The 10,261-nt window shown below is 67.9% G+C and carries 13 protein-coding genes; 5 read left to right on the top strand and 8 right to left on the bottom strand.

From position 1 onward, the window contains the following. Positions 1 to 31: 31 nt before the first annotated feature. The 4 genes from qcrB to ctaE all read right to left on the bottom strand — a co-directional run bounded on the left by qcrB (position 32) and on the right by ctaE (position 4,360). A complete protein-coding gene (gene qcrB / locus ABD298_RS02740) occupies positions 32 to 1,717 on the bottom strand; it encodes a cytochrome bc1 complex cytochrome b subunit (protein WP_344298175.1) in 1,686 nt (561 codons plus the stop codon). After that, entirely contained in the window at positions 1,714 to 2,763 is a 1,050-nt protein-coding gene (qcrA, locus tag ABD298_RS02735; protein ID WP_344298174.1) for a cytochrome bc1 complex Rieske iron-sulfur subunit, read from the bottom strand. The genes qcrB and qcrA overlap by 4 nt, the downstream gene beginning before the upstream one ends. Positions 2,764 to 2,862: 99 nt before the next feature. Beyond that, positions 2,863 to 3,648, bottom strand: coding sequence for a cytochrome bc1 complex diheme cytochrome c subunit (gene qcrC, locus ABD298_RS02730; RefSeq protein WP_344298173.1), 786 nt, complete (start codon positions 3,646 to 3,648; stop codon positions 2,863 to 2,865). Positions 3,649 to 3,721: 73 nt separating this feature from the next. Continuing rightward, positions 3,722 to 4,360, bottom strand: a complete 639-nt coding sequence (ctaE, locus tag ABD298_RS02725; RefSeq protein WP_208712578.1) for an aa3-type cytochrome oxidase subunit III — start codon at positions 4,358 to 4,360, stop codon at positions 3,722 to 3,724. Between the two features lie 171 nt (positions 4,361 to 4,531). On the opposite strand from ctaE, the gene trpD reads away from it, so the two are divergent. After that, the gene (trpD, locus tag ABD298_RS02720; protein ID WP_344298172.1) at positions 4,532 to 5,602 is read left to right on the top strand and encodes an anthranilate phosphoribosyltransferase; all 1,071 of its coding nucleotides are present in this window, start codon (positions 4,532 to 4,534) and stop codon (positions 5,600 to 5,602) included. A 59-nt stretch (positions 5,603 to 5,661) separates the two neighbouring features. On the opposite strand, the gene ABD298_RS02715 is transcribed toward trpD, so the two are convergent. Next, the gene (locus ABD298_RS02715) at positions 5,662 to 5,940 is read right to left on the bottom strand and encodes an Lrp/AsnC family transcriptional regulator (protein ID WP_208712576.1); all 279 of its coding nucleotides are present in this window, start codon (positions 5,938 to 5,940) and stop codon (positions 5,662 to 5,664) included. Positions 5,941 to 5,978: 38 nt separating this feature from the next. Further along, complete coding sequence (locus ABD298_RS02710; protein WP_344298171.1) at positions 5,979 to 6,437, bottom strand: DUF3054 domain-containing protein; 459 nt, start codon at positions 6,435 to 6,437, stop codon at positions 5,979 to 5,981. Between the two features lie 106 nt (positions 6,438 to 6,543). On the opposite strand from ABD298_RS02710, the gene ABD298_RS02705 reads away from it, so the two are divergent. Beyond that, the gene (locus tag ABD298_RS02705) at positions 6,544 to 7,020 is read left to right on the top strand and encodes a VOC family protein (RefSeq protein ID WP_344298170.1); all 477 of its coding nucleotides are present in this window, start codon (positions 6,544 to 6,546) and stop codon (positions 7,018 to 7,020) included. 7 nt (positions 7,021 to 7,027) lie between these two features. After that, a complete protein-coding gene (locus ABD298_RS02700; RefSeq protein WP_344298169.1) occupies positions 7,028 to 7,381 on the top strand; it encodes a YciI family protein in 354 nt (117 codons plus the stop codon). Between the two features lie 46 nt (positions 7,382 to 7,427). Here ABD298_RS02700 and ABD298_RS02695 read toward each other — a convergent pair whose 3' ends face one another. Further along, positions 7,428 to 8,003 carry a hypothetical protein gene (locus ABD298_RS02695; RefSeq protein WP_344298168.1) on the bottom strand — a complete coding sequence of 192 codons (576 nt, stop codon included), beginning with the start codon at positions 8,001 to 8,003 and terminating at the stop codon, positions 7,428 to 7,430. Then, complete coding sequence (locus ABD298_RS02690) at positions 8,000 to 8,659, bottom strand: transmembrane-type terpene cyclase (RefSeq protein WP_344298167.1); 660 nt, start codon at positions 8,657 to 8,659, stop codon at positions 8,000 to 8,002. Before ABD298_RS02690 ends, ABD298_RS02695 begins: the two co-directional genes overlap by 4 nt. Before the next feature lie 418 nt (positions 8,660 to 9,077). On the opposite strand from ABD298_RS02690, the gene ABD298_RS02685 reads away from it, so the two are divergent. Continuing rightward, on the top strand, positions 9,078 to 9,830 hold the full coding sequence (locus tag ABD298_RS02685; RefSeq protein ID WP_344298166.1) for a ThiF family adenylyltransferase: 753 nt from the start codon (positions 9,078 to 9,080) through the stop codon (positions 9,828 to 9,830). Continuing rightward, positions 9,827 to 10,219: a ubiquitination-like system serine protease family protein gene (locus tag ABD298_RS02680; protein ID WP_344298165.1), complete on the top strand. Its 393-nt coding sequence runs from the start codon at positions 9,827 to 9,829 to the stop codon at positions 10,217 to 10,219. Before ABD298_RS02685 ends, ABD298_RS02680 begins: the two co-directional genes overlap by 4 nt. Positions 10,220 to 10,261 lie beyond the last annotated feature (42 nt).

Raw genomic sequence — 10,261 nt, 5'->3', positions numbered from 1 at the left:
GGCCCTCTGTCTGTGACGGTGCTTCTGTCGCCTAGCGGCGGCCGAGGCTCTTCGCCTCGTCGGCGGGCTCAATGGCCTCGTGGTGCCCATGCGCATGGGCGGCCTCGAGCTCAGCCGGAGTGGCCGGCGCGACGCGGTCCTCGAAGAACCACCGCGAGAGCTTGGCGCGGCGGCGCTCCTTCCGGTCGACGACGCCCTTGGCGTTCGGCTGGGCGGGCAGCACCTCGGGCGACTCGAAGCCCACCAGCCGGTAGCGCTTGTACTCGTTCAGCGGCGCGTGGACCTCGATGAACTCGCCGTGCGGGAGGCGCACGATGCGTCCGGTCTCCCGGCCGTGCAGCGCGATCTCGCGGTCCTTGCGCTGGAGCGCCAGGGCCACACGCTTCGTCACCACGAAGGCGATGATCGGGCCGAGGAAGAAGAGCGTGCGCAGCCAGTACGTCACGTCATTGAGGGAGACATGGAAATGCGTCGCGATCAGGTCCGAGCTGGCCGCGGCCCACATGACGCAGTAGAACGTGAACCCGGCCATGCCGATCGCGGTACGCGTGGGGGCGTTGCGGGGGCGGTCGAGAACGTGGTGCTCGCGCTCGTCCTTCGTGATCCACCTCTCGATCCACGGGTACGTGAACAGGACCGTGAAGACAATGCCCGCGGGCACCAGGGCCGGCAGGAGGACGTTGAGCGTCAGCGTCTGCCCGAAGATCACGAACTCGAAGTGCTGGCGGTAGCCGTCGAGCGAGCCGAGCACGCCCGGCATCAGGCGGAGCGCGCCGTCGACCCATCCGATGTACCAGTCGGGCTGCGTGCCCGCGGACACCGGGGAGGGGTCGTACGGGCCGTAGTTCCAGATCGGGTTGATGGTGAAGAAGGCAGCCATTGCCGCGATCACGCCGAACACGATGAAGAAGAAGCCGCCGGCCTTCGCCGCGTAGACCGGGCCCAGCGGGTAGCCGACGACGTTGCCGTCATTGCGACCCGGGCCAGGGTACTGCGTGTGCTTGTGGACGACCACGAAGAGCAGGTGCAGCGCGACGAACAGCAGGATCATTGCCGGCACCAGCAGGATGTGGAGCACGTAGAGGCGGCCGATGATCGCGGTTCCCGGGAACTCTCCGCCGAAGAGGAAGAACGAGATCCAGGTACCGATGATCGGGATCGACTTGATCACGCCGTCGATGATGCGCAGGCCGTTGCCCGAAAGCAGGTCATCCGGGAGCGAGTAGCCGGTGAAGCCGGCCGCCATGCCCAGGATGAGGAGCACGCCGCCGATGACCCAGTTCATCTCGCGCGGCTTGCGGAAGGCCCCCGTGAAGAACACGCGCAGCATGTGCACGGCCATAGCAGCCACGAAGAGCAGAGCGGCCCAGTGGTGGACCTGGCGCATGAACAGCCCGCCGCGCACCTCGAACGAGATGTGCAGCGAGGACTGGTACGCGACTGACATCTCCATGCCACGCAGCGGCACGTACGCGCCGTCGTAGTGGGTCTCCGCCATCGACGGGTCGAAGAAGAAGGTCAGGAAGGTTCCCGACATCAGCAGGATGACGAAGCTGTAGAGGGCAACCTCGCCGAACATGAACGACCAGTGGTCGGGGAAGACCTTCCGGCCGAACTCGCGGACTGCGGCCGAAGCGCCGGTCCGCTGGTCGACGAAGTCGGCGATGCGGCCGACCTTCGTCGGCGGCTGGTAGGTGGAGGCGGTAGCGCCGCTCACGAGTACTCACGCTCCCAGTAGCTAGGTCCAACAGGTTCGTGGAAGTCCGACGACGCCACGAGATAGCCATCGGCGTCCACCTCGATCGGCAGCTGCGGCAGCGGACGGCTGGCCGGGCCGAAGATCACCTGGCACTCGTGCGTGAGGTCGAAGGTCGACTGGTGGCACGGGCACAGGAGGTGATGCGTCTGCTGCTCGTAGAGAGCCACGGGGCAGCCGACGTGCGTGCAGATCTTCGAGTAGGCGACGATGCCGTTGTAGCTCCAGTTCTCGCGGCCGGCGGAGATGTGCAGGTCAGCCGGGTTGAGACGCATGAGCAGGACGACGGCCTTGGCCTTCTCGTTGAGCTTGCCTTCGGCAAGGTCGTTCAGACCCTCGGGGATGACGTGGAAGGCGGAGCCGATCGTGACGTCGGAGGCCTTGATCGGCGTTCCGTCGGGATCACGCGTGAGGCGGATCTTCTTGCCGTCCTTGGGGGCCCACATGGTGTGGCGCAGCTTGTCGTTGGCGTTGGGGCCGAGGTCGCCGAACACCGCGAGGGCGGGGAGCGGGGCCAGAGCCACAGCACCGATCAGAGTGTTGCGGATGAGGGGGCGGCGCTTGATGCCGGTCTCCTCGATGATGTCATCGACGATCTTGACGGCCGCGACGCGGTCGTCTTCCTCGCGGACGGGGTGACGGGCCTCGGAGACCTCGTGGTCCGGCATGAGCGCCTTGGCCCAGTGCACGATGCCCGTCCCGATGCCCAGCATCGCGAAGGCCGTCCCAATGCCCAGCAGGATGTTCTGCGTGCGGACGGTCGCGATGTCGGAGTTGTGCCCAAGATCGATGGCGAAGTACGCCACGAGGAACACGATCGTGCCGATCACCGAGATGATGAACAGCGCCGTGACCTGGCGCTCAGCGCGCTTCGCAGCCTTGGGGTCGGTGTCAGCCAGACGGAGGCGGTGCGGCGGGAGACCCGGGTCCGCGAACTTCTGCTCCGTCTGACCAGCCGTAGCTACGGCGCCCCCGTGCTGGGGAGAGCCGTCACTATGGTTGCCCATATTTCCCCTCATCCTTCCTGGCCCCCGATGTGTCGCGGGGACGGTGTTCAAATCTTCGCCGCCACGGGGGCGGCCCATATTGCGGTGCGCGCTGTCGCGTCAGGAGGTGCGCGACGTCAGCCAGATCGTGAAGGCGATGATGACGCCGAGGCCGGCGACCCACACGAACAGGCCCTCAGAGACCGGGCCGAGGGACCCGAGGTCGGCGCCGCCGGGGGAGCCCTGGGTCTCGATGGTCTTGAGGAAGGTGATGATGTCGCGCTTGCCTTCCGGCGAGATGTTCGCGTCAGAGAAGACCGGCATGTTCTGGGGGCCGGTGGCCATCGCCTCGTAGATGTGCTTCTCCGACACACCCGCGAGCGACGGGGCGAACTTGCCGCGCGTCAGAGCGCCGCCTGCTGCCGCGGCGTTGTGGCACATGGCGCAGTTGACGCGGAAGAGCTCGCCGCCGTGCGTGGCGTCGCCGCCCTTGTCGAGCATGGCCTCGTCCGGGAGGGCCGGGCCGGCGCCGAGCGAGGCGACGTAGGCCGAGAGCTGCTTGGTCTGCTCCTCGGTGAACTGCACAGGCTTCTTGTAGGCCTGCGGGCCCTGCATCTGCATGGGCATGCGGCCGGTACCGACCTGGAAGTCGACGGCAGCGGCGCCGACGCCCACGAGGGACGGCCCGGAGGCCGTGCCGGAGGCGCCCATGCCGTGGCATGTGGCGCAGTTTGCCACGAAGAGCTTCTCGCCCTCGCTGACGTCCGACGCCGAGTACGTGGTTTCCGCCTTCGCCGAATTGGCCGCGTTGGCCACGTAGTAGAGACCGCCTGTCAGCAGCAGTCCCATGACCAGCAGCGCTAGGACTGCCAGCGGGTGACGCCGCTTCTGCGAGAGTGCCTTCACGAAATCGTTCCTATCCGTTTCCTGCCGCCGCCGTGGGGGCGCGGGTGCGAGATGTGCTGCTGTGCTCCGGGTGCTACTTGAGGACGTAGATGACCAGGAAGAGGCCGATCCACACCACGTCCACGAAGTGCCAGTAGTACGACGTGACGATGGCCGAGGTCGCCTCGTAGTGCCCGAAGCGCTTGGCTGCGAACGCACGTCCGATGATGAAGAGGAAGGCGACGAGGCCGCCGATCACGTGGAGGCCGTGGAAGCCGGTGGTGATGTAGAACGCGGAGCCATAGGCGTTCGAGGAGAGCGAGACGTGCTCGGAGACGAGCATCGTGTACTCGGTGGCCTGGCCGGCAACGAAGAACGCGCCCATGAGGAACGTCAGCAGGAACCACTCGGTCATGCCCCAGCGTCCGAACGCGAAGACGCCGCCGCTGCGGCGGGGCTGGAGCCGCTCGGCGGCGAAGACGCCCATCTGGCAGGTGAACGAGCTCGCCACGAGGACGATGGTGTTCACCAGCGCGAAGGGGAAGTTGAGCTTGGCCGTCTCCTCCGCCCACAGCTCGCCGGAGGCGGCGCGCAGGGAGAAGTACATGGCAAAGAGGCCGGCGAAGAACATCAGCTCGCTGGACAGCCACACCACGGTCCCGACCGAGACCATGTTGGGGCGATTCAGCGTGGGATGTGCCGGGGTTGTCGGGGCATGAGTCGCTGTCGTCACAAGGACATTATGTCTACAAACCTCAGGTTCGCCCAACGCGAACCGCCCCTTCCGGGAACTTTTTCTACAAACCCTCGAAATCATGCGGATCCGCGGGGATCCGCGGCGGGAGCCCTGTGGCCGGGGTCATGCTTTGCACCCCCGCTGGCATGGGTCGATACCATCAGGGGCGTGACTACCGACGCTGCCGGCACCCCGGGTGCCACTTCGACCCCGCCCACGTGGCGTTCGCTCATCGGATCCCTCGTGGCACGCCATGACCTGACCCAGGCCGAGACGGCGTGGGCGATGGACACGATCATGGGCGGCAATGCGTCGGATGTGCAGATCGCCGGGTTCCTCGTCGGGCTCAGGTCCAAGGGGGAGACGGTCGAGGAGCTCGCGGGGCTCGTCGAGGCCATGGTCGAGCGCGCCACCCCGATCGAGATCGGGGGCGAGAAGCTCGACATCGTGGGCACGGGCGGCGACCAGCAGAACACCGTGAACATCTCGAGCACGGCAGCCCTGGTGATCGCGGGGGCAGGCGCCAAGGTGGTCAAGCACGGGAACCGGGCGGCGTCGTCGAAGTCGGGCTCGGCCGATGTCCTCGAGGCTCTCGGCGTCCGTCTGGACATGGGGGTCGCCCGGGTGGCCGAGTGCGCCGACGAGTGCGGCATCACCTTCTGCTTCGCGCAGGTCTTCCACCCGTCGTTCCGGTACACGGCGACGCCGCGGAAGGAGCTCGCGATCCCCACGGCGTTCAACATCCTGGGCCCGCTGACCAATCCGGCGCACGTCCAGGCGTCCGCGGTGGGTGCGGCGGATCCGCGCACGGCTCCCCTCATCGCCGGCGTGCTCGCCGCGCGCGGCAGCCGTGGGCTCGTGTTCAGGGGCGACGACGGCCTCGACGAGCTCACCATCACCACGACGTCCCGCGTGTGGGAGGTCCGCGGCGGAGAGGTGTCCGAGTCGGTCCTCGACCCGGCGGACCTGGGCATTGCCCGCGCAGCGCTCGATGACCTCCGGGGAGGAGATGCCGCGCACAACGCCGCCGTAGTCCGCAGCGTCCTGGCCGGCGAGCGTGGTCCCGTGCGGGACGCCGTGGTGCTCAACGCGGCCGCGGGTCTCGTGTCCTACGACACGAGCGCGGACGGTCCGCTCCTCGAACGGCTCGCGGCGGCGAAGGAGCGTGCGGAGGCGTCGATCGATTCGGGCGCGGCGGCCACGACCCTCCAGAGGTGGGTGGACTTCACCCGGGCATGAGCCGGTGACGCGCAGCAGAGGGCCGGGCCGCGGCGATGCGGCCCGGCCCTCTGCCGTGGTCAGGAGAGCCCGAGAGAGAAGGCCGCCTCGAGGTCATGCCGGGAGTAGGCCCGGAATGCGATGTGAGTGGTCGTCTCGCGGACGCCGTCGACCTTCGAGAGCCTGTCCGCAACGACGTCGGCGAGCTGCTCGTGCTCCCGGACCCGGGCGATGGCGATGAGGTCCCACTCTCCAGTGACCGAGTAGACCTCGCTGATGCCCGGGATCGCAGAGATCTTCTCGGCCACCTCCGGAATCTGCGCTGTGTCCGTCTGGATGAAGACGAATGCCGTGATCATGGTCCTCCGTTCGTGTAGGCGGTGTTCTCCCGGCCAGCCTATCCGCCGGAGACCCCGGGGCCGCGGCGGGACCGCCGCAGGGCCGCCCCGATGCCCCAGGCGAGGGCCCTCCAGCCGACGATGAACGCTCCCAGCGTGGCGAACGCCACGAGGAGGAAGGCCGGAGCTGTCCCGCCACCCGTGGCGGCGCGCAGGAGCATGCCGAGAACATATGCACCGAGCCATGCCGCGACGCCCGCTGGCCACACCGGCAGAGGACGGCGCCAGATCCGGAGGGCGCCCCACGCCACCGCAAGCCCGACGACGAAGGGCCACGCCGTGGCGAGCACGCCGACGACCGGGTTCTCGATGCTGTGGAAGCCCCGGCCGGCTCCGGCGAATCCGAGGACGACGGCGAGGTCCGCGGCTGCGGCAAGGACGGCCGTGCGCGTGGAGGTGCTCGCAGGGCGGCCGAACCCGGCCTCGTCGTGGCGGCTCTGGGCGGGGGAGGACTGCATTCCCCAAGCCTACGCGCGCGCGGCGGCCACTCGGCGTCGTGCGCCTGTCCGGAACCTTTCGGTTTGCCGTGAGGAGGGGAAGAATCCCAGGGGAGAGGAGAGTGCCATGCCAGCGATGACCACGTGCCTCTGGTTCGACGACCAGGCCAAGGAGGCGGCCGACTACTACTCGCGGATCTTCCCCAACTCCAGGATCACTGACGTCGAGTACTACGGAGAGGCTGGGCCGAGGCCCGCGGGGAGCGTCCTGACGGTGTCGTTCGAGCTCGACGGGCGACCATTCATCGCCCTCAACGGGGGCCCCGAATTCACCTTCGATGAAGCGGTCTCCATCCAGGTGCACTGCAGGGACCAGGAGGAAGTGGACTACTACTGGAACGCCCTGACGGCCGACGGCGGCCAGGAGAGCCAGTGCGGATGGCTCAAGGACCGCTTCGGGTTCTCGTGGCAGATCGTTCCGAACCGACTCACGGAGCTGCTCAAGGACCCCGACGCGGGACGGGCCCGCCGGGCCATGACCGCGATGCTGAAGATGCGCAAGATCGTCATCGCCGACCTCGAGTCGGCCGCAGAGGCGGGGTGAGGATGCGTTGGCCCAGTACATGATCGGCATGTACCAGCCCGACGGCGTGGTGCCCCCACCGGAGTTCCTCGCTCCGGTCATGGCGCGGCTCGCCGAACTCACCGAGGAGCTCAGGGCCGCCGGCGCCTTCGTGTTCGGCCGCGGGCTCACCGACGCGTCGACGGCGACCGTCGTCACGGCGGAGCCCGGGGGAGGCGTGCACGTCACCAGCGGTCCCTACAGCGAGGACAGCGAGCATCTCGGCGGGTTCGACATCATCGAGGCGCCCGACCTCGACACCGCCCTCGGATGGGCGCGGCGGTTCGCCGAGATCACGCGGCTGCCCATCGAAGTGCGCGCCTTCGCGGGCTCGTCCGGCTGAGCGCGCACCGCGCGTGCCCATGCAGCGGGCAGCGTCGCGGAAGGCCTCAGCCCTCGAGGGCAGAGACGAAGGCGGCCCGCAGGAGCGCCTTCGCCGACGCCGGGTCCGAGGCGGCCTGCACGGAGGCCACGACGAGGCCGGGGCGCGCCAGGCGCCACCAGTGGCCGCGCACCAGGAGGAACTCGGCGCCCGCGCGCATCCGCTCCAGGCCGACGTCCAGGTCGCCCGCGACTCCGGCCGCCACTGCCCGGACGATATCCCAGCGGATGGGACCGGCGGGATCGGCGGAGGCCGCTCGGCGCCGCGCCGCGTTCGACCACAGCACCGCCTCGTCCCAGACGGCGGCGATGAACGGGGCGCGTGTGAGGGACTCGAGCGCGACGAAGGGGGAGTCGGGCCGGTCGACGAGCGCATGCCACACGCCGAGCCGCGCGTCGCCGGCGCTGGAACGGTCCACGCGGGCGAGGCGATCCGAGCGGTCAGGGACCTCCGTGGCGAGTGCCGGCGGTGCGACGTCGTCCGCTGACGTGTCCAGGCCGAGGGCGTCGCGGACGTACAGGGCGGCGTGGGTCGGGAAGCCGAGGGAGCCCCGGAACTCCCACGATTCCTTGCCTGCGCTCATGGCGCGGCGGCGTCCGCGGTGACGCGCGCGGGCTCCGCACGTCGTGCCGCGGCCAGGAGGCCGATATAGGCGAGGTCGACGACGGAACACAGCAGCCCGACGCCGAGCACGAAGCCCGAGGGGGAGAGGAGGCCCCACTGGAGGGTCGGCGCGAGCGTGCCGAGCCACTTGGCCACGGCGATGACGAGGGACTGCCCCCGGGGCCCTCCGCGCGACAGGAACATCGCGACGAACAGCCCGGACATGAGCAGATTCTGCAGGAATGCCGAGTAGACGGGGGCGAGACGGTCGCCGAACTCGGCGAGGAAGAGCAGCTGCACGGCCGCCGACGCACCCAGCAGGACCATCGAGCCGGTCCAGAAGGCCGCGCGGCCGAGCTGTGGGGAGAACTCGGCGTACCCGAATCGGAGGAAGGTGACGAGGATCAGGACGTCGGCCAGGCCCCAGACCACATTCACAGCCGTCTGGACGCCGCCGCCCTCCGAGAGTCCTACCAGCGCGTAGAGCCATTCCCATGCCATGTTCAGGGTGAGGGCTGCCACCGGCATCGCGTAGGTGCGCTGGGCGAAGCCGATCCTGATCGCCTCCGCGTAGACCGCCGTCCATGCGATGCCGCTCACGAGCGTGAGGCCCAGACTCACCGCGCTGGTGTCCATGGTCAGAGGGTGGGCCCAGGTGGCTCCGAGCACAAGCCGCGCGCACACAGGGCAGCGCGCGACGGCGGTGGGAAGCCTTGGCGACGGCGTGCCGGCACGGTGCCCCGGATGGGAGATCATGTGAGTTCTCACATCGCGCGCGGACGGCCCAAGTTGACATAACTGACCTGCGCGCCGCTCGGCCGCTGCATGCCAGGGGCCAGAAAAGAGGCAGAGGTACCTCTCGCGGTTTTCACCGTTTTCGGAGTCTCGCAGGCGGCGGGCCGTCCGGCTCATCGGGGCGCGCGGGAGAGGGGGCGCGGGCGCTGGCGGTCAGCTGGGACGGTGAGAGGAGGGCATTTCTCCATTACTTGACATAATGTGGATTATCGGCGCCCGAGTAGGACGAGTTGAAACAGGTGCGAGGACTCGTCCCACCGTGCCCTCGGGCGCGTTCCAGGTTGTGCCGGACGATCTGCCGCTCGTCTATCCCGACACCAACACGACCCGCGCTGGTCTGGCCACGCTCAACAACCTGTTCCGCGGCCACACGATCGCGATCGTCGGTGTGGGAGGCACAGGAAGCTATATCCTCGACCTGGTCGCCAAGACCTGGGTTGACCGGATCATCCTCATCGATGGTGACGAATTCGAGACCCACAACGCCTATCGTGCGCCGGGGGCAGCCGCCCAAGAGGTTCTTCGGGCCAAGCGCAACAAGGCTGAGTACTTCGCCGAGGAGTACTCGCGGATGCATACCGGCATCACTGCCTACCCCGTCGCCCTCACGCCAGGCAATCTGGATCTCTTGGAAGAAGCGACCTTCGTCTTTCTGGCAGCCGCTGATGCTGAGGCGCGGCCGGAGATAATGCGGTGGCTTCGGGATCGGGGCATCCCCTTCATCGACGTCGGGATGAGCTTCAGGGAAGGCGAGGGCGGACTCACCGGCATCGCGAAGGTGGCCGCCTACCTCCCGGGCGACGAGTCTCCGCTGCCGACAATGCCAGCAGCTCCGCCAGGAGATGACGACTACAGCAGCAACGTCCAGGTGGCAGAACTGAACGCCATCAATGCGAACCTCGCGGTGATCCAATGGAAGCGGTACCTCGGCTTCTACGCCACGCACGATAAGAGGAACCAGACCGTCTACAAGCTCTACCTCAACCAGCTGCGGAACGGTGACCTCACATGAGTCAGACACTGCGCTACATCGCGCAGTTCGTCCCGTCGTTCCCGACACCTATGGAGCCGGGCATCCTCTACATCTCGACCACGTACTCGACCGCAGGCCATATCTGCCCCTGCGGATGCGATCGAGAAGTAGTGACCAAGCTGTCTCCCGCACGATGGCGAGTCATCTACGACGGCGAAGTGTCCTTGAAGCCCTCTGTCGCCGCCATGGGACTCCCGTGCAACTCCCACTACTTCATCACCCGTGGCGAAGTCGAATGGCATCGCAAGCTCGATCCCGTTCAGGCTGCGAAGGCGCGATCCGCAGACCACCGCGCGGTCGAAGATCTCCGGACAACCCCAACCTCGGCCCAGACGAAGGCGGGCGGGACTGTCAATTTTTCGGTGTAAGTGGGTTGTGATTGTCGGGTCAGCGGCGTGCTGCGGAGAGCC

This window comes from Sinomonas flava (genome assembly GCF_039531875.1).
GTDB lineage: Bacteria > Actinomycetota > Actinomycetes > Actinomycetales > Micrococcaceae > Sinomonas > Sinomonas flava.
Note: the sequence above shows the minus strand (reverse complement) of the source record. Positions and strands in the feature narration are given on the sequence as shown.

Excerpts from the sequence above, each read along its gene's own strand:
- qcrA (WP_344298174.1), bottom strand. The coding sequence starts at position 2,763 with ATGGGCAACCATAGTGACGGCTCTCCCCAGCACGGGGGCGCCGTAGCT.
- ABD298_RS02715 (WP_208712576.1), bottom strand. The coding sequence starts at position 5,940 with ATGATCACGGCATTCGTCTTCATCCAGACGGACACAGCGCAGATTCCG.
- ABD298_RS02710 (WP_344298171.1), bottom strand. The coding sequence starts at position 6,437 with ATGCAGTCCTCCCCCGCCCAGAGCCGCCACGACGAGGCCGGGTTCGGC.
- ABD298_RS02705 (WP_344298170.1), top strand. The coding sequence starts at position 6,544 with ATGCCAGCGATGACCACGTGCCTCTGGTTCGACGACCAGGCCAAGGAG.
- ABD298_RS02695 (WP_344298168.1), bottom strand. The coding sequence starts at position 8,003 with ATGAGCGCAGGCAAGGAATCGTGGGAGTTCCGGGGCTCCCTCGGCTTC.
- ABD298_RS02690 (WP_344298167.1), bottom strand. The coding sequence starts at position 8,659 with ATGGACACCAGCGCGGTGAGTCTGGGCCTCACGCTCGTGAGCGGCATC.
- ABD298_RS02680 (WP_344298165.1), top strand. The coding sequence starts at position 9,827 with ATGAGTCAGACACTGCGCTACATCGCGCAGTTCGTCCCGTCGTTCCCG.